The following is a 16678-nucleotide window of genomic DNA, read 5'->3' as shown; positions in this document are numbered from 1 at the left end:
AGGATCAGAGCCGGTAGATGCCGGAGAACTTGTCCTCCAGATAGGCCAGCAGCGGCTCCTCGCTGATCAGGCTGCCCGTCGCCATCTCGATCAGTTCGCGCGGCGGATAAAGCGCGCCGTGGCGCTGCATGTTCTCGCGCAGCCATTCGACGGCGGGTGCGGCATCCCCCGCCGCAAGCGATTGGTCGAGGTCGGGCAGCGCCGCGCGCATGGCGCTGTTCAGGCAACCGGCATAGACATTCCCAAGCGCATAGGTCGGGAAATAACCGAAAAGCCCGACCGACCAATGCACATCCTGCAAAACGCCATTCGCGGGCCGGTCGACCGCCACGCCGAAATCCTTGAGGAAGCGGGCATTCCACGCCTCGACCAGATCCTCGACATCCAGCCGGCCGGCGATCAGGTCGCGCTCCAGATCGAAGCGCAGCATGATGTGGAGGTTATATTGCACCTCGTCCGCCTCGGTCCTGATGAAGCCGGGCGTGACGCGGTTCGCGGTCGCATAGAAGGCATCGGCATCGGGCACCGAGAGCCCGTCGAAAGCGTCCGACATGCGCTGATAGAGCCAACCCGAAAAGGCCCGGCCACGCCCGATCTGGTTCTCGTAGATCCGGCTCTGGCTTTCATGCGCCCCCATCGAGACGCCGCGCCCCAGCGGGGTAAAGGCATAGTCGCTGTCGATCCCCTGCTCATAGCTGGAATGCCCGACCTCGTGGATGGTCGAATAAAGGCAGTTGAACGGATCGGCCTCGACCACGCGGGTGGTGATGCGGCTGTCCTGCCAGCGCCCCGAGCTGAAGGGATGGACGGCGATATCCATGCGTCCGCGCGTCCAGTCATAGCCGAAGGCGGTGGCGCAGGTCCGGGCAAGGCGAAGCTGGGTTTCCTGCGCGAAATGCCCCTCCAGCGCCCTTGGCTGGTATTCTGCGCCAAGCACATCGTCGCGCAGCGCGACAAGGCGCGGACGCATCGCGTCGAAGAGCGCGGCGATTTCGGTCTGCGTCGCGCCCGGCTCGTAGTCGTCAAGCAGCGCATCGTAAAGGTCGCCGCCATCGGCCAGCGCCGCCGCCTCCTCACGCTTGAGCATCAGGATGTCGTTGAGGACCGGCAGAAAATCCTCGGGCGCGTCATTCGCCCGCGCCTCGGCCCAAACGCCCTGCGCCAACGAGGTTTGCCGCGCCAGTTCGGTCGCAAGCCGCGCCGGAATGCGCGAGGCGCGGCGGAAGTCCCGCGCGATCAGGTCGAGGATGCGCTGGTCCTCCTCGTCCCCGGCCTCGGCCTGTTCCAGCCATTCGCCGATGCGCGGATCGGTCCGCCGCTCATGCAGCACGGCCTCGATCGCGGCCATTTCCTCGCCGCGCTGTTCGGCCGCGCCGCGCGGCATGACGGTTTCCTGATCCCAGGCCAGCCGCTCGGAAATCGCGGACAGGGCTTCGGTCTGACGCTGGAAGGCGAAGAGGTCGTCGAAGGCGCTCATCTGAGATTTCCCCTGATCGAGGTTTCATACGGATAGCGGGCGTGGTGCCGGGCGCGGATGATCAGCGTGAAAAGCAGGATCGCGCCGATCTGATGCCCCAGCGCCAACATCAGCGGCGAGGCGTGGATCACGTTCATGATGCCAAGGAAAACCTGAACCGCAACAGCGGCGATCATCGCCAGATAGGCGCCCCGCGTGATCGGATGCGGCGACCGGCGCGCCCGAAGCCAGACGACGATGGCAAAGATGGTCAGCAGATAGGCGACCATGCGATGGGTGAACTGCACCAGCGCAGGATTTTCGAAGAAGTTCCGCCAACCCAAGGCGTTGTCCCAGATTTCCGCCGGGATCCATTCGCCGCCCATGGTCGGCCAGCCGGTATAGGTCCGGCCCGCGTCGATCCCCGCGACCAGCGCCCCGATCAGGATCTGCACGAAGGCAAGATGCATCAGCCCGGTCGTCATCGAGAAAAGCTTCGCCTCGCCCGCGCGACGGGCCCGGATCAGCGCCGCCTCGGGCCGCGAGAGCGACAGCGCCCACCAGGCGATCACGCCAAGGATGGCAAAGGCCAGCCCGAGATGGGTGGCAAGCCGGTAGGAGGCGACGCGCACCATCTCTCCCGAAAGACCCGAATGGACCATCCACCAGCCAATCGCGCCCTGCGCTCCGCCCATCGCACCGATGAGCAGCAGGCGCGGCGTCCAGCCCGCGGGAATGCGCTTCGTGGCAAGGAAGAACAGGAAACCCACCGCCCAGACCAGCCCGACGAGGCGGCCGAGAAGCCGGTGCGACCATTCCCACCAGTAGATCTGTTTGAACCCGGCAAGGTCCATGTCGGGATTGACCTCGCTGAATTGCGGGATCTGCCGGTATTTCTCGAACTCCGCCTGCCAGCCGGCTGCGTCGAGCGGCGGCAGCGCGCCCGTGACCGGCTTCCATTCGGTGATCGAGAGGCCCGAGCCCGTCAGCCGCGTCGCGCCGCCAAGCGCGATCATCGCGGCCACCATCACGAAAAGCACCATCAGCCACAGCCGGATCGCGCCGCGCGCGCCGCGCGGGCCGCTGTCGATCATCCCGCCGGCCGGCTGCGGCGGGCGCTGCGCGGTTTCGGTAACTTCCTGAAAGACGGGGCGTCTTGCCATATCAGCTTCCTTGTCGATGGCCCGACCTTGACCGGCCTCGGCCCGGAAATCAATCAATCGCGACGGACAAGCTGTCGCAGCATGCCGTGGAAGATGCGCGTATCGGCCTGGGTCAGCGGCAGGCGGGACCACAGATTGCGCAGCGTCAGCTTCATCGCGGGGGCCTTTTCGGGCGGGAAGAAGAAATTGGCCTCGACCAGCCGCTCCTCCCAGTGATCGGCCAGCTTCTCGATCTCGATCCGGGTCGCGGGAACCTCGCCCTGCGGACGGCGGCCATGCGGCGCGGGCTGGGCGGGCAGGCTTTCGCGCGACCATTCGTAACCGGCGAGCAGCACCGCCTGCGCGAGGTTGAGCGAGGGGAAATCGGGATTGACCGGGACCGTGATGATCGCATTGGCCCGCGCGACGTCATCATTCTCGAGCCCGGCACGCTCGGGGCCGAAGATCACCGCGACGCGGCCACCCGCAGAGGTGCGCTGACGCGCATCCTCCATCGCGGTCGCGGGCGTCAGGACCGGCTTCGTCAGCTCGCGCCCCCGCGCGGTGGTGGCATAAGCATAGTCGATATCGGACATCGCCTCGGCCAGCGTCGGAAACACCTGCGCCCGATCGAGGACGCGCCCCGCCGCACCCGAGGCCATCGCGACGGCGCGCGGATTGGGCCAGCCGTCGCGGGGCGCGACGAGGCGCATCTCGGTCAGGCCGAAATTCAGCATGGCGCGCGCCGCGGCGCCGATATTTTCACCCATCTGCGGGCGCACGAGAATGATCGCGGGTTCCATGCCCGCGGCCATATCCTTAGCGTGAGCCACTGGCAAGCCGCACGGCTCTGCGCTATCTGCTGGAATTGAACACAGGATGACAGCCCGATGAACGACCAGCCGAACACGCCCCAGCTTTACCTGATCACCCCGGTAGGGGCTGCCGTATCGACCGTAGGGCCGCTTCTGGCCGATGTCATGGACCGCTTCCCGGTCGCCTGCCTGCGCATTCCGGGCGCGGGCACCGAGGACGAGCTGGGCCGGATCGCCGACCTCGCCCGCGAGATCGCCCATGCCCGCGATGTAGCGGTGGTGATCGACGACCACGTCCAGCTTGCCCAGCGGCACGGGCTGGACGGCGTGCACCTGACAGATGGTGCAAGAAGCGTCCGCTATGCCCGGCGCGAACTCGGCGCTGATGCCATCGTCGGCGCCTTCTGCGGCGCCTCGCGCCATGACGGCATGAATGCGGCCGAGGCCGGGGCGGATTACGTCTCCTTCGGTCCCTGCCGCGCGACCGTCCTCGGCCATGGCGAGATTGCGGAACTCGACCTTTTCCAGTGGTGGTCGGAGACGATCGAGGTTCCGGTGGTCGCCGAAGGCGCGCTGAACCCGGCCCTGATCGGGCAACTTGCGCCGATCAGCGACTTCATCGCGCTCGGCCCCGAGATCTGGTCCGAGGATGATCCCGTGGAAGCCCTGGGCCTTCTCTGGCGCTGATATCGCCGGTCGCAGCCCCGCTTGGGTATTTGGAAAACGGTGAAGACGCGGCGCCTCGCCCCGCAATCCCCTGATCTTCGGCTTTCACCGTTTCTTAAATACCCATGCGACCGCGAAGCGACGGCAAGGCTGCCTCTTGCGAAGGCGGCGGACGCAGCCTAAAGCCTCTTCATGACCCAGCATCAGCGCCTTCTCATCATCGATTTCGGTTCCCAGGTCACGCAGCTGATTGCGCGTCGCCTGCGCGAGCTGAACATCTACTGTGAAATCCATCCGTTCAATACGGTCGACGACGCCTTTCTCGAGCGGTTCGCGCCACAGGCCGTGATTCTCTCGGGCGGTCCGGCTTCGGTGACCGAGGCGGGGTCGCCCCGCGCACCACAGGCGGTGTTCGAACTGCAAGTGCCCGTCTTCGGCATCTGCTATGGCCAGCAGGTGATGATGGAGCAGCTGGGCGGGCGGGTCGAATCCGGCCACCACGCCGAATATGGCCGCGCCTTCATCGCGCCCGCGGAGGGCCATGGCGGCGACGGCATCTTTGCCGGTCTCTTCGACCTTGGCCGGGAAGAGGTCTGGATGAGCCATGGCGACCGGGTGACCGAGCTTGCGCCCGGCTTCCAGGTCATCGGCACCTCGCCCAATGCGCCCTATGCGATGATCGCCGACGAGGCGCGCGGCTTCTTTGCCGTGCAGTTCCACCCCGAGGTCCATCACACCCCGAACGGCCGCACCATGCTGGAGAACTTCGTCCGCATGGCGGGCTTCACCGGCGACTGGACCATGGCCAGCTATCGCCAGGAAGCGATCCGCAAGATCCGCGAGCAGGTCGGCGACAAGCGTGTGATCTGCGGCCTTTCCGGCGGGGTCGACAGTTCCGTCGCCGCCGTCCTGATCCATGAGGCGATCGGCGAGCAGTTAACCTGCGTCTTCGTCGATCACGGCCTTCTGCGCCTCAATGAGGCCGACGAGGTCGTCACGATGTTCCGTGACACCTACAATATCCCGCTGATCCATGCAGACGAGAGCGAACTGTTCCTTGGTGCGCTGGAAGGCGTCTCGGATCCCGAGGTGAAGCGCAAGACCATCGGCAGGCTCTTCATCGACGTGTTCCAGAAATACGCACACCAGATCGAGGGGGCGGAGTTCCTGGCACAGGGCACGCTTTATCCCGACGTGATCGAAAGCGTCAGCTTCAGCGGCGGGCCCTCGGTCACGATCAAGAGCCATCACAATGTCGGCGGCCTGCCCGAGAAGATGGGCCTGAAGCTAGTCGAGCCGCTACGCGAGCTCTTCAAGGACGAGGTCCGGGCGCTTGGGCGCGAGCTGGGCCTGCCCGAGAAGTTCATCGGCCGCCACCCCTTCCCCGGTCCCGGCCTTGCCATCCGCTGCCCCGGCGAGATCACCCGCGAGAAGCTGGAGATCCTGCGCAAGGCGGATGCGGTCTTCATCGACCAGATCCGCAAGCACGGGCTTTATGACGAGATCTGGCAGGCCTTCGTCGCGATCCTTCCCGTCCGCACCGTGGGCGTGATGGGCGACGGGCGGACCTATGACTTTGCCTGCGCCCTGCGGGCGGTCACCTCGGTCGACGGGATGACGGCGGATTACTACCCCTTCACCCACGAGTTCCTGGGCGAGACGGCGACGCGGATCATCAACGAGGTCAAGGGCATCAACCGCTGCACCTATGACATCACCTCGAAGCCGCCGGGCACGATCGAGTGGGAGTGATCGCGCCGCGCCGGCATGTAGCGGACCGTCTCCGGTCCCGCTGATCCCGGCGCAGCGACAATGCCGATTTCCCGCAACCGCCATGGCCGAAAGCCGTGGCGGTCTTTCTTTGCGGCCTCGCGTTCCGGCCACGATTTCCGTTCCGACCGTTCCGTTGTTGCTGCTAGTCTGGCGCCAAGGGGGAACGGTCATGGCCAGATATTCCATTGGCGATCATGTGAGCTGGAATTCGGAGGCCGGGCGCGTAAGCGGCAGGATCATCCGGGTTCACCACGCGGATTTCGACTATAAGGGCTACCGGCACCGGGCATCCAAAGCCGATCCGCAATACGAGATCAAGAGCGACAAGACCGACCATATCGCCGCCCATAAGGAAGGCGCATTGACGAAGATCGGTTGATGGCCGCGCAATTCGTCACCATCGGCCATTCCAGTCGCGATCTCGACGAGTTTCTGGACATGCTGCGCGCCGCAGGGGTCGGGATGGTGATCGACGTCCGCGCCTTTCCCCGCTCGCGCAGCAATCCCGCCTACAATATCGACCATCTGCCGGGGGAACTGGCGCGCGCCGGGATCGGCTATCGCCACATGGCGACGCTTGGCGGCAGGCGACCGAAGCAGCCGGGCGTTCCCGAAAACCTCAACGCGCTGTGGCGGGTGCAGAGTTTTCACAACTATGCCGACTATGCACTCGGGGCGGAGTTCGCGGAGGGGTTTCGCGAATTGGTGGAGCTGGGCCAGAACCGGCGGCTTGCCCTGATGTGCTCGGAGGCGGTCTGGTGGCGATGTCACCGCCGTATCATTACCGATCACCTGCTACTTGCCGGACATGCTGTCGAACATCTGATGGCGCCGGGCCAGAGCGAGCCTGCCACGCCCACGCCGGGCGTGCGGAAGGATGCGGAGGGAAGGATCGTCTATCCGGCGTGACCGCTCAGCCCGCCCGCGGTCTCCATGGCCGAGGCGCTCCTGCGGCATGGGGTCGCAAATGCCTCCTGCCGGGCAGATCAGGCGCGAATAATGCAATGGGCGATTGACATGATCGGAAGCGATTGATTGGCTTCGCTTATTGATTGAGCCGTGCTTGACGGACCACCCGCGCGGGAGATTTCCATGGGTATGACGAAGAAACGCCTGATCATTCTGGGAATCGTGGTGCTGGCCGGGCTGGCGGTGTTCCTGATCCGGGGGGCGTTGAGCGAACCCGCCCTTCCCGACGGGTTTGCCTCCGGCAATGGCCGGATCGAGGCGACGACCATCGACATCGCCGCCCTGACCGGGGGACGCATTGCCGAGATTACCGCCGATGAGGGCGATCACGTCAAGGCGGGCGACGTGCTGGTGCAGATGGATATCGTCCAGCTGAACGCGCAGCGCCGCGAGGCCGAGGCGCAGTTGCGCCGGGCCGAGATCGGCGTCGAGACCGCCAATGCCCTTGTCGAGCAGGCCGAGGCGCAGGAGCGCGCCGCCGAAGCCGCGGTCAAGCAGGCCGAGGCGGTGGCCGAGGCGGCCGCGCAGCGCTATTCGCGCTCGGCGCGTCTGGTCAAGACCAATGCCATTTCGCAGCAGGTTCTTGAGGACGACCTCTCGGCGGACCGGCAGGCGCAGGCCGGTCTCGCGTCCAGCGAGGCGCAGCGCGCGGCGGCGGTTGCAAGTGTAAGTTCGGCCAAGGCGCAGGTCGTGGACGCAGAAGCCGCGATCGAGGCGGCGAAGGCCTCGATCGATTCCATTCAGGCCTCGATCGACGACGCGACCCTGAAATCCCCGCGCGACGGCCGGATTCAGTACAAGATCGCGCAGGAGGGCGAGATCGTTGCCTCGGGCGGGCGCATCCTCAGCCTTGTCGACCTGAGCGATGTCTACATGACCATCTTCCTGCCCACCGCGCAGGCCGGACAGGTTCAGGTCGGGTCCGAGGCGCGGCTGATCATGGATGCGGCGCCGAGCTATGTCATCCCGGCGACCGTGTCCTATGTCGCGGATGTCGCGCAATTCACCCCCAAGACCGTCGAAACCGCGGTCGAGCGCGAGAAGCTGATGTTCCGTGTCCGCGCGCGGATCGAGCCGGAATTGCTGGTGCGCTATGTCGACTATGTCAAGACCGGCCTGCCGGGCATGGCCTATATCCGGCTTGATCCGAAGGCCGAATGGCCGGCCTTCCTGTCCGACGTGGTCAAATGACACCTCCCGTCGCGCCGGCGATCGCCGAGGTCTCGGGGCTGACGCTGCGCTACGGCAAGGTCGAGGCGCTGAAGGATCTGACGCTCAGGATTCCCGCCCGGCAGATGGTCGGACTGATCGGGCCGGACGGCGTCGGCAAGTCGAGCCTGCTTTCCCTGCTGGCCGGGTCAAGGGTCATTCAGGAGGGCGCTGTCACCGTTCTGGACGGCGACATGCGCGACGCCGGGCATCGCAGGCGCGTGTGCTCGCGCATCGCCTATATGCCGCAGGGGTTGGGCAAGAACCTGTATCCCACGCTCTCGGTCGATGAGAACCTTGAGTTCTTCGGCAGGCTCTTTGGCCATGACCGGGCTGAGCGTGAGCGCCGGATCGCGGATCTGCTGCAGGCGACCGGCATGTCGCCGTTTCGGGATCGCCCGGCGGGCAAGCTCTCGGGCGGGATGAAGCAGAAGTTGGGTCTTTGCTGCGCGCTGATCCATGACCCGGATTTCCTGATCCTTGACGAGCCGACCACCGGGGTCGATCCGCTGTCGCGCCGGCAATTCTGGGATCTGATCGACCGGATTCGCGGCGACCGCCCCGGCATGAGCGTCATCACCGCCACCGCCTATATGGAGGAGGCGGCGCGTTTCGACTGGCTGGTCGCGATGAACGCGGGCGAGGTGCTGGCGACCGGCACCGCGGCCGAGCTGCTTCAGCGCACCGGGGCGCCCGACCTCGACCGCGCCTTCGTCTCGCTGCTGCCGGATCATGGCGGCGCGGATGGCGCCACGCTGGTTATTCCGCCGCGCGACGCATCGGTCACCGAAGTCGCGATCGAGGCCGAGGGGCTGACCCAGCGCTTTGGCGATTTCACCGCGGTCGATCACGTCAGCTTCCGCATCCTCAAGGGCGAGATCTTCGGCTTTCTCGGCTCGAACGGCTGCGGCAAGACGACGACGATGAAGATGCTGACCGGCCTACTGGAGCCGACCGAGGGCCACGCCAAGCTTTTCGGGTCCGAGGTCGATGCCCGCGACATGTCCGTCCGCCGCCGCGTCGGGTTCATGTCGCAGGCCTTCTCGCTTTACTCCGAACTGACGGTGCATCAGAACCTCGTCCTTCACGCCCGCCTGTTCGCGATGGAGGAGGATGCGATCCCCGCCCGCGTGGCCGAGATGATCGCGCGGTTCGAGCTGACCGATGTGGTGGACAGCCTGCCCGACGCCCTGCCGCTGGGCATCCGGCAGCGCCTGTCGCTGGCCGTGGCGCTGATCCATGGGCCCGAGATCCTGATCCTGGACGAGCCGACCTCGGGCGTGGACCCGGTGGCGCGCAACCATTTCTGGCAGATCCTCGCCGACCTGTCGCGAAAGGACGGGGTAACGATCTTCGTCTCGACCCATTTCATGAACGAGGCGGAATGGTGCGACCGCATCTCGCTGATGCATGCAGGCAAGGTGCTGGTCAGCGACACCGCCGCCGCGATCACCGCGTCAAAGCATTGCGCGACGCTTGAGGATGCCTTCATCGCCTATCTCGAGGAAGCGATCGGAGAGACGCAGCCTGCCCCGCCCCCCGGGACGACGCCCGCCGTCGCCCCCGCCCCGGCCGGCCAACCAGAGGTTCCGCAGGGGTTCAGCCTCGGCCGGCTCTATAGCTATTCCCGGCTGGAGGGGCTGCAACTGGCCCGCGATCCGATCCGCCTGACCATGGCGCTGGTCGGCAGTCTGATCCTGATGATCACCATCGGCCTTGGCATCAACATGGATGTCGAGGATCTGTCCTTCGCGGTTCTCGACCGCGACCAGACCGCGGCCAGCCGCGATTTCATCAACGACCTCTCGGGGTCGCGCTATTTCGTCGAGGGGCCTGCGCTTTCAAGCTATGCCGAGATGGACGAACGCATGAAGTCCGGCGATCTGGGCCTTGCGATCGAGATCCCGCCCGGCTTTGCCGTCGATGTCGAACGCGGCCGCCCGGTCGAGATCGGCGCATGGATCGACGGGGCCAACCCCTCGCGCGCCAATACCGTTCAGGGATATGTGCAGGGGCTTTACGCGACATGGTTGCAGCGCAAGGCGCGCGAAGCCTATGGCGACGCGGCGACGCTTGGCGATTTCCAGCTGGTCATGCGCTATCGCTACAATCCCGACGTGCGCAGCATCGTCGCCATGGTGCCGGCGATCATCCCGATCCTTCTGCTGATGATCCCGGCAATCCTCTCGACCCTCAGCGTCGCGCGTGAGCGGGAACTCGGCTCGATCATCAACTTCTACGTCACGCCGGTCACCCGGATGGAGTTCCTGCTTGGCAAGCAAATGCCCTATGTCGGCCTCGCCATGCTGAACTATGTGCTGATGATGATCCTTGCCCTGACCGCCTTCGGGGTGCCGTTCTCGGGCAGCTATCTCGGCTTCACGCTGACCGCGCTCATCTATGTGATGGCGACGACGGCGCTGGGTTTCCTCGTCTCGGTCTTCATCGCCAGTCAGGTGGCGGCGCTTTTCGCGACGGCGCTGCTGACGATGATCCCGGCGACGCAATATTCCGGGCTGATCGACCCGGTCACCTCCCTGCAGGGCGTGGGCCGCATCTTTGGCGAGATCTATCCGACGACATGGTTCATCACCGCCTCGCGCGGCGCCTTCTCGAAGGCCTTCGGCATGGCCGAGCTGCTGCAACCGATGATCGCCATCGCCATCTCGGTTCCGGTGATCCTCGGCGCGGCCGCGCTGTTCCTGAAGAAGCAGGAGAGGTGAGGGATGAAGCTGCGCAATGTCTGGAACCTCGGGATCAAGGAATTGCGCGGGCTGTGGCGCGACCCGATCATGCTGGTCCTGATCGTCTATTCCTTCAGCCTGTCGGTCTATACCACCGCAAGGTCCACGCCGGACACGCTGAACAAGGCCGCCATCTCGATCGTGGACGAGGATCAGTCGCATCTGTCCTCGCGCATCAAGATGGCCTTCTATCCGCCCTATTTCACTGCACCTTCCCTTGTGGACATGTCCGAGATGGACAGCCGCATGGATGCCGGCCTCGACACCTTCTCGCTGGTGATCCCGCCCGATTTCGAACGTGACGTGCTGGCCGGGCGCTCACCCGAGATCCAGCTGAACGTTGACGCCACGCGGATGAGCCAGGCCTTCACCGGCGGCGGCTATGTCCAGCAGATCGTCAGCAGCGAGGTCGCGGAGTTCATGTCGGGCGAAAGGGGCGAGGTGGCGGCACCCGTGACGCTGGCCCTGCGCTCGCGCTATAACCCGTCGCTCGACCCGGCATGGTTCGGCGCGATCAGCAGCGTGATCCAGTCGATCAGCATGCTCTCGCTGGTCCTGACCGGCGCCGCCCTGATCCGCGAGAAGGAACATGGCACCGTCGAGCATCTGCTGGTCATGCCCGTCACCGCGACCGAGATCATGCTGTCGAAGATCTGGTCGATGGGCGGGGTGGTCATGCTCGGCTCGACCTTCGCGCTGATCGTGGTCGTGCGGGGGATGCTGCATGTCCCGATTCAGGGATCGATCCCGCTGTTCCTGTTCGGCTCGCTGCTGATGGTGCTGGCGATGACCGCGCTTGGCATTTTTCTGGCGACGATCGCCGGGACGATGCCGCAATTCGCGCTGCTGATGATCCTTGTGCTGCTGCCGCTGCAGATCCTCTCGGGCGCGATGACCCCGCGCGAGAGTATGCCCGAGTTCATCCAGAACATCATGCTGGCCGCGCCGAACACCCATTTCATCATCCTCGCGCAGGGCGTGCTGTTCCGCGGCGCGGGGCTTTCAACGGTCTGGCCACAACTGCTGGCGCTGGTCGCCATCGGATGCGCGCTGTTCGTCCTCGCCCTCAAGCGATTTCGCAAGTTCCTGCGCTAAGGCTCTGAAATACCGTTGTCTAGGCGATATGATCGCGCAATTCGCGATAGACGCCATGATAGGCTTTCGCAGCCGGACGCGAGGGCGCGAAGCTCGCCACCGGGGCGCGATGCGTGCCCATGCGCTCGATATCGGTCGAGAACGGCACCTCGGTCCCGAGGAAACGGCCCGGATAGGCCTCCCGCATCCGCGCCATCGTTTCGACATGCAGGGTCTTCTGCCGCTGCAACATCGAGAAGAAGGCGACGATTTTCAGCCGGTCGCGTTCCTCGTGATGGGCCATGAAGTCGAGAAGCTGCTCGAAGGTCCGCTCGGAAAGCGTGGTGGGGATCACCGGGACGACGATATAATCGGCGGCGTCGAACACGTTCTCGGCCAGCGTCGAGATGTTCGGCGGACAGTCGAGAACGACAACGTCATAATCGCTCGCCATCGGTTTCAGCGATTTCCCCAGCCGCGCGCGGCTGTTCTTCATCCGCGACAGGAAGACGTCGAAATCCCGGAAGGACATATTGGCCGGAAGGATGTCGAGATTGTCGAAATCGCTGCCCCGGATCGCCTTGGCGAAACGCTCGGAATCCTTGAAGAAGGCTTCGTCCAGCAACCGCTTCGAGGGCTTCATGCGAAAGTAGAAGCCCGACGCGCCCTGCGGATCGAGGTCGCAGAGCAGCACCCGCGCGCCCTCCGCCGCGAAGGAATGGGCGAGGTTCACGGCAGCGGCGGTCTTTCCGACCCCGCCCTTGTTGCTGTAGCAGGCGATGATCTTCACGTTACGCTCCTTTCCGGCAAAACAGGCTGGCAAAGTCCCGCCGCGTGGCCGGGCTGTCGAAATGCGCAAAGCTGGTGACGATGCGCGCCCGCTCCTGCATCTGGCGCTGATGCAGGATGGCGATCAGCGCGCCGATGCTTGCCGCCATGCTCCTTTCCTCCTGATGCCCGGACGCGGGATGGCACGCAAGGAATGTCTGCAAGGCGCCCTGCTGGACGGCATAATCGTTGAAGAGGCCCAGATTGTCCTGAAGCTCCCTCAGCGGCTTGATCAGGGCCTTGGTCCTTGCCCGAGGAAAGAGCGGCGCGAAAAGCTCCATCAGATAGCGCAGCTTCTTGCAGTTGATCCGCAGCCGGTGGACCTCCTCGTCCGGGGTATCGGCACCGATGGCGGAGGCGACCTTGCAGACCTTGCGGTAGCGATGCCAGATCAGGCCGCGGGCATAGTCATCGACCCGGTGGGCGGCATCGGGACCGCGGGCCGGGCCGGCGCCTTCGGCGAAAAGCGCCTCCAGCCCCGACATGGCCTCGCCATATTCCGCGCCCCTGAGTAAGCGGAGGAGATTTGCATGTTCCCGCCGCCGTTCCTGCCGGAAGATGTCGAACATCAGGGTCAACCCCTCATGCAGCGTCTCGGGCAGCAGGTCGTAATAGGCCTGGCGTTCGAGCAGATAGACATCGAGATCGCGCAGGCGTCCCGTCGGCGTCATCAGGTCCGCGAAGCGGCGCTTCAGCGCGCTGGTCTCGGCATCCTCGTAGACCGCCTTGAAGAGGCTAAGGACCGAGCGGATCTTGCGCAGCGCGACGCGGTAGTCATGCAGGAACTCGCTGTCATGATCGGCGATGATCCCGGCCTCGTTCTGCCGCATGACCGCCAGATGGGCACGGATGATCGCATTCGCAGCGTCATGGGCGCTCAGCTTCGGGGTGATGCCGGTCTCAGGCTTGGGATCATAGGGCCGATGCGCCGGAAACAGCAGCGGGACAAGGCCCGCAGGCCCGTCACCCCCGCCCGGCGCGGCGGAAAGCCAGTCGGAAAGCGCCCTTCCCGCCTTGGCATAGCCGCGCATCTTCCCCGGCACCGCAAGCGTCACGGGGCGCCCGCCCCCGGCGGGATGGAGGATGCAGAGATCGGCCCGGGCACGGGTCTTGCCCTCGTCATCGATCAGCGCCAGTTCCGCGCGGCTCATCCGGCCCGAGCCGATGACGAGCAGGCTGCGCAGCGGCGCGACATCCAGCAGTGCATCCCTGACCGGGCCGTCAGGCAGGTCCGCCGCGAAATTTCCGGTCCGCGACGCGGCCTGCACCAGCATCCGGTCGCTACGATACAGGACCAGCTTCCGCTCTGCCTCGATCAGCACCTGTCCCGTGGCCCGGATCGCCTCGTCATGGAAATCGAGCAGCGCAAAGCCCACGGTCGCCCCCGCCTCGCTTACGCGGCTGGTCAGCTTTCCGACACGGGCACCGGTCGGCGGCACCCCCTCCAGAATGACGATGTCTTGCACGGTCCCGCTCACCATTCCCCTTGCGTCGACATCCCCGGACAGGCCCCTTGGGCTTGGCCATGATGTTTTCTCATCTTCGGGACCGCAAGACCGGATTGCGTGATGATTTCGACCGAAAAGCTGTTACTTACTGTAAAATACCTTTCCGATCGGGCGGGCCTGCGGTTTATTGCGGCTAGGCCCCATGTCGATCATCGGGGGGCCGTGCCTTGCAACCCGCGGATCAGAAAGGGCGAAACATGGCAGATAAACCGACACTGGAACCCGACGCTCCGGTCCCGACGGCCGCGGATCTGCGGCTGATCCAGCTTCACAAACACATGGAAGAGATGGATCGCCGCGCCAAGCTGCAGGAGGCCGAGCGTCAGGAACACGCCAAGGCCGCCGAGGCCTTCCTCAAGGGCCACGTGACCGACCGCGAGATCGACCTGATCCGGCATCTCGTCAGGAACGCGGTCGAGAAGGATCTGTATGAGGCGCTGGTCTACAGCTTTCCCTCGACGCTTTGCACCGATCATGGCCGCGCGATCAACAATACCGAGCCCGACTGGCCCGACACCCTGCAAGGCAAGGCGCGCGAACTTTATGACCGCTTCAAGGAAAACCTGCAGCCCAAGGGCTACAAGCTGAAGGCGATGATCATCAACTTCCCCGACGGAATGCCGGGCGATGTGGGCTTTTTCCTGAACTGGGCGCCGAAGGAAGTGTGATTTCGGGCGTCAGGCCGCCCCAAGCCGCTCGGCCTCCTGCACGGCGAGCCCGGCCATTTCCAGAATGGCTTCGCGGCTTTCGGCCACCGCGATGAAGCGGCCGTTATGGCAGAAGCGCGCGCCCTTGACCCCTGAGGCCGCCTCGAGCGCGGCGTCGGTCAGGCCCGCCCATGCTTCGGGCAGGTCGGCGCGCAGCGCGAAGCCGTCCTCCTCGAGACGGATGCCGGTCAGTGTCCAGTCGCCGCCGTCACGCGGATGGACCACGAACAGCAGGTGATCCGCCCCCTCCCTGACCACGACCGAACGGAAGGGCATCCCCATCGGCAGCTCAAGCACCCTGCCCGACCCCGCCGCCGCGATGGCCGCGACGACGGTGGCCTCGGCGCGGCGCTTCGCCGCCTTGCGCGCGATCGCTGCCTCGACAAAGGCGCGGGCAACGGTCAGCGCGCGGTCGAAGGCGCGATCATCGGCATCCGGGGCACGGTCGTCAAAGACCGGCTTCAGGCTCTCCAGCAGCACCGGCAGCGTCATGTCCGCCAGCAGCGGTCCCGCGGTCGAGGGGCTGAGCGCGCCGTTGTCGACCAGATCGATCGGCAGGACGAAGCCCCGGTCGAAGGAGGCGTGGATCCCCTCGATATCCGCCACCGGCACATCCAGCGCCCGCAGATAGTCGCGGCCGAAATGCCGCCAGATCAACCCGAAGGAGCTGTAGGGCTGACCGTCCTCGCGCAGCGGTGCGTCCTTCTGGTGATGATCGAAGATCAGCCGGCTCGCGTCATGGTCGCGGCCGACATCATAGATCACCCGATCGCCCGCGGGCGTGATCCATTCCGGGTCACGCGTGCGCAAAAGCCGCGCCTCGGGGAAAAGCCGGGTCAGGATGACCGAGGACAGCAACTCATCGGCATGGAAACCGCCGGAATGGGTGACAAGGAATGAAATGGCCATCTGGGACGGTCTCCGAAAAACGCGATGACCGCCCAAGAGGCGGCCAGGGAAGGTCAATGATTTTCTAGCGAGTTGCCCCAGGGGCAATGGTTCGATCACCCTCATGTGCCCGGTTTCAGGACGTTCGGCAACAAAAAAGGCCCGCTTTCATGGGCTTTGAGAGATCGCAACAATCAGACTAACGCAACAACCGTGCTACGCCGCTATGGACTGCGGAACCCTTGGAATTCTGAACGTCGAATTCGACGGGAGTTGAGCGGCAACTTGCCCGCCGCCCGCCATGCTGGGTTTCTTCCCTGCATGCTGTCGAGGTTTAGAGAGTTGCCACCAAACCGCCGGGCACGCTCGGTCACTGAACCGAAGTCGCTCTTGACCCATAGGTCAAGAGGCAAAGGCGCCGAGACCCGCCGGAGCAAGCCGTCCAGAACGCGTCTGGAAAACACAACGTTCCTGACCTCACCCTCCTTCCCTGTGAGAACCAGCGCGGACAATCCGCAAATTTGGTAGGTCAGGTGCTCGGAGATGCCGGGATAGGTGGCGACTTCGGACAATAGGAAGGCCGTCGCGAAATCTGAAATCAGGAACTCCACGCCGCTACTCGGAACAAAAGTTTGCCGCTGTTGATATCGGTCGCGCCCTCGTTCGGGCACAGGACCGAGTTTTTACGTAAGCCGGGACATGCGCTGGGTGATGGTTTCTCCAAAAAGTTGAGCTACTCCCCGGAAATCGGACAGTGACGGAAGCTAGGCTCCAGACCCATTGATTTCGTGCCTTTGGCGTGTTTCAGGCTCCGCAAGGAGAACTGACCGATGGGCAATTTTTTCTGGCTGAGCGAGGCGCAGATGGAGCGGCTAAGGCCCTTCTTTCCCAAGAGCCAC

The 16678-nt window shown here is 64.8% G+C and carries 15 protein-coding genes; 8 read left to right on the top strand and 7 right to left on the bottom strand.

What is annotated here, in order from left to right; all coding sequences use genetic code 11:
- Positions 1-4: 4 nt before the first annotated feature.
- The 3 genes from VNQ78_RS07225 to VNQ78_RS07215 are packed head-to-tail and all read right to left on the bottom strand — an operon-like array spanning position 5 to position 3413.
- Positions 5-1477 carry a carboxypeptidase M32 gene (locus VNQ78_RS07225; RefSeq protein ID WP_325688146.1) on the bottom strand — a complete coding sequence of 491 codons (1473 nt, stop codon included), beginning with the start codon at positions 1475-1477 and terminating at the stop codon, positions 5-7.
- A complete protein-coding gene (ctaA, locus tag VNQ78_RS07220; protein ID WP_325688144.1) occupies positions 1474-2619 on the bottom strand; it encodes a heme A synthase in 1146 nt (381 codons plus the stop codon). Before ctaA ends, VNQ78_RS07225 begins: the two co-directional genes overlap by 4 nt.
- A 53-nt stretch (positions 2620-2672) precedes the next feature.
- Positions 2673-3413: an RNA methyltransferase gene (locus VNQ78_RS07215; protein ID WP_325688142.1), complete on the bottom strand. Its 741-nt coding sequence runs from the start codon at positions 3411-3413 to the stop codon at positions 2673-2675.
- Between the two features lie 75 nt (positions 3414-3488).
- On the opposite strand from VNQ78_RS07215, the gene VNQ78_RS07210 reads away from it, so the two are divergent.
- The 7 genes from VNQ78_RS07210 (at position 3489) to VNQ78_RS07180 (ending at position 11869) form a co-directional block, all read left to right on the top strand.
- The gene (locus VNQ78_RS07210; RefSeq protein ID WP_325688140.1) at positions 3489-4100 is read left to right on the top strand and encodes a thiamine phosphate synthase; all 612 of its coding nucleotides are present in this window, start codon (positions 3489-3491) and stop codon (positions 4098-4100) included.
- Between the two features lie 171 nt (positions 4101-4271).
- Positions 4272-5831: a glutamine-hydrolyzing GMP synthase gene (gene guaA / locus VNQ78_RS07205; protein WP_325688138.1), complete on the top strand. Its 1560-nt coding sequence runs from the start codon at positions 4272-4274 to the stop codon at positions 5829-5831.
- Between the two features lie 190 nt (positions 5832-6021).
- Positions 6022-6231: a DUF2945 domain-containing protein gene (locus VNQ78_RS07200; RefSeq protein ID WP_325688133.1), complete on the top strand. Its 210-nt coding sequence runs from the start codon at positions 6022-6024 to the stop codon at positions 6229-6231.
- On the top strand, positions 6231-6761 hold the full coding sequence (locus tag VNQ78_RS07195) for a DUF488 domain-containing protein (protein WP_325688130.1): 531 nt from the start codon (positions 6231-6233) through the stop codon (positions 6759-6761). The genes VNQ78_RS07200 and VNQ78_RS07195 overlap by 1 nt, the downstream gene beginning before the upstream one ends.
- A 183-nt stretch (positions 6762-6944) precedes the next feature.
- Positions 6945-8012 (top strand): HlyD family secretion protein, encoded by a 1068-nt coding sequence (locus VNQ78_RS07190; protein ID WP_325688128.1) that lies wholly within the window; start codon positions 6945-6947, stop codon positions 8010-8012.
- Positions 8009-10753 carry a ribosome-associated ATPase/putative transporter RbbA gene (rbbA, locus tag VNQ78_RS07185; protein ID WP_325688126.1) on the top strand — a complete coding sequence of 915 codons (2745 nt, stop codon included), beginning with the start codon at positions 8009-8011 and terminating at the stop codon, positions 10751-10753. The genes VNQ78_RS07190 and rbbA overlap by 4 nt, the downstream gene beginning before the upstream one ends.
- Before the next feature lie 3 nt (positions 10754-10756).
- Positions 10757-11869, top strand: a complete 1113-nt coding sequence (locus tag VNQ78_RS07180) for an ABC transporter permease (RefSeq protein WP_325688124.1) — start codon at positions 10757-10759, stop codon at positions 11867-11869.
- A gap of 19 nt (positions 11870-11888) precedes the next feature.
- Here VNQ78_RS07180 and VNQ78_RS07175 read toward each other — a convergent pair whose 3' ends face one another.
- Together VNQ78_RS07175 and VNQ78_RS07170 are read right to left on the bottom strand one after the other, a co-directional pair.
- Complete coding sequence (locus tag VNQ78_RS07175; RefSeq protein ID WP_325688122.1) at positions 11889-12638, bottom strand: ParA family protein; 750 nt, start codon at positions 12636-12638, stop codon at positions 11889-11891.
- Position 12639: 1 nt separating this feature from the next.
- Positions 12640-14154 carry a CHAD domain-containing protein gene (locus VNQ78_RS07170; RefSeq protein ID WP_325688120.1) on the bottom strand — a complete coding sequence of 505 codons (1515 nt, stop codon included), beginning with the start codon at positions 14152-14154 and terminating at the stop codon, positions 12640-12642.
- A gap of 227 nt (positions 14155-14381) precedes the next feature.
- Between VNQ78_RS07170 and VNQ78_RS07165 the strand changes: the two genes are divergently transcribed.
- Entirely contained in the window at positions 14382-14852 is a 471-nt protein-coding gene (locus VNQ78_RS07165) for a hypothetical protein (RefSeq protein WP_325688118.1), read from the top strand.
- Positions 14853-14861: 9 nt separating this feature from the next.
- Here VNQ78_RS07165 and VNQ78_RS07160 read toward each other — a convergent pair whose 3' ends face one another.
- Positions 14862-15800 (bottom strand): MYG1 family protein, encoded by a 939-nt coding sequence (locus tag VNQ78_RS07160; protein WP_325688116.1) that lies wholly within the window; start codon positions 15798-15800, stop codon positions 14862-14864.
- A 203-nt stretch (positions 15801-16003) separates the two neighbouring features.
- Positions 16004-16390, bottom strand: coding sequence for a hypothetical protein (locus VNQ78_RS07155; RefSeq protein ID WP_325688113.1), 387 nt, complete (start codon positions 16388-16390; stop codon positions 16004-16006).
- Between the last annotated feature and the right edge of the window lie 288 nt (positions 16391-16678).

It is taken from the genome of Paracoccus sp. (in: a-proteobacteria) (assembly GCF_035556475.1).
Classification (GTDB): Bacteria; Pseudomonadota; Alphaproteobacteria; order Rhodobacterales; family Rhodobacteraceae; genus Paracoccus.
This window is presented reverse-complemented; position numbering and strand designations above follow the sequence as displayed.

Excerpts from the sequence above, each read along its gene's own strand:
- VNQ78_RS07180 (WP_325688124.1), top strand. The coding sequence starts at position 10,757 with ATGAAGCTGCGCAATGTCTGGAACCTCGGGATCAAGGAATTGCGCGGG.
- guaA (WP_325688138.1), top strand. The coding sequence starts at position 4,272 with ATGACCCAGCATCAGCGCCTTCTCATCATCGATTTCGGTTCCCAGGTC.
- VNQ78_RS07215 (WP_325688142.1), bottom strand. The coding sequence starts at position 3,413 with ATGGCCGCGGGCATGGAACCCGCGATCATTCTCGTGCGCCCGCAGATG.
- ctaA (WP_325688144.1), bottom strand. The coding sequence starts at position 2,619 with ATGGCAAGACGCCCCGTCTTTCAGGAAGTTACCGAAACCGCGCAGCGC.
- VNQ78_RS07225 (WP_325688146.1), bottom strand. The coding sequence starts at position 1,477 with ATGAGCGCCTTCGACGACCTCTTCGCCTTCCAGCGTCAGACCGAAGCC.
- VNQ78_RS07195 (WP_325688130.1), top strand. The coding sequence starts at position 6,231 with ATGGCCGCGCAATTCGTCACCATCGGCCATTCCAGTCGCGATCTCGAC.
- VNQ78_RS07190 (WP_325688128.1), top strand. The coding sequence starts at position 6,945 with ATGGGTATGACGAAGAAACGCCTGATCATTCTGGGAATCGTGGTGCTG.
- VNQ78_RS07200 (WP_325688133.1), top strand. The coding sequence starts at position 6,022 with ATGGCCAGATATTCCATTGGCGATCATGTGAGCTGGAATTCGGAGGCC.
- VNQ78_RS07210 (WP_325688140.1), top strand. The coding sequence starts at position 3,489 with ATGAACGACCAGCCGAACACGCCCCAGCTTTACCTGATCACCCCGGTA.
- VNQ78_RS07165 (WP_325688118.1), top strand. The coding sequence starts at position 14,382 with ATGGCAGATAAACCGACACTGGAACCCGACGCTCCGGTCCCGACGGCC.
- VNQ78_RS07160 (WP_325688116.1), bottom strand. The coding sequence starts at position 15,800 with ATGGCCATTTCATTCCTTGTCACCCATTCCGGCGGTTTCCATGCCGAT.
- rbbA (WP_325688126.1), top strand. The coding sequence starts at position 8,009 with ATGACACCTCCCGTCGCGCCGGCGATCGCCGAGGTCTCGGGGCTGACG.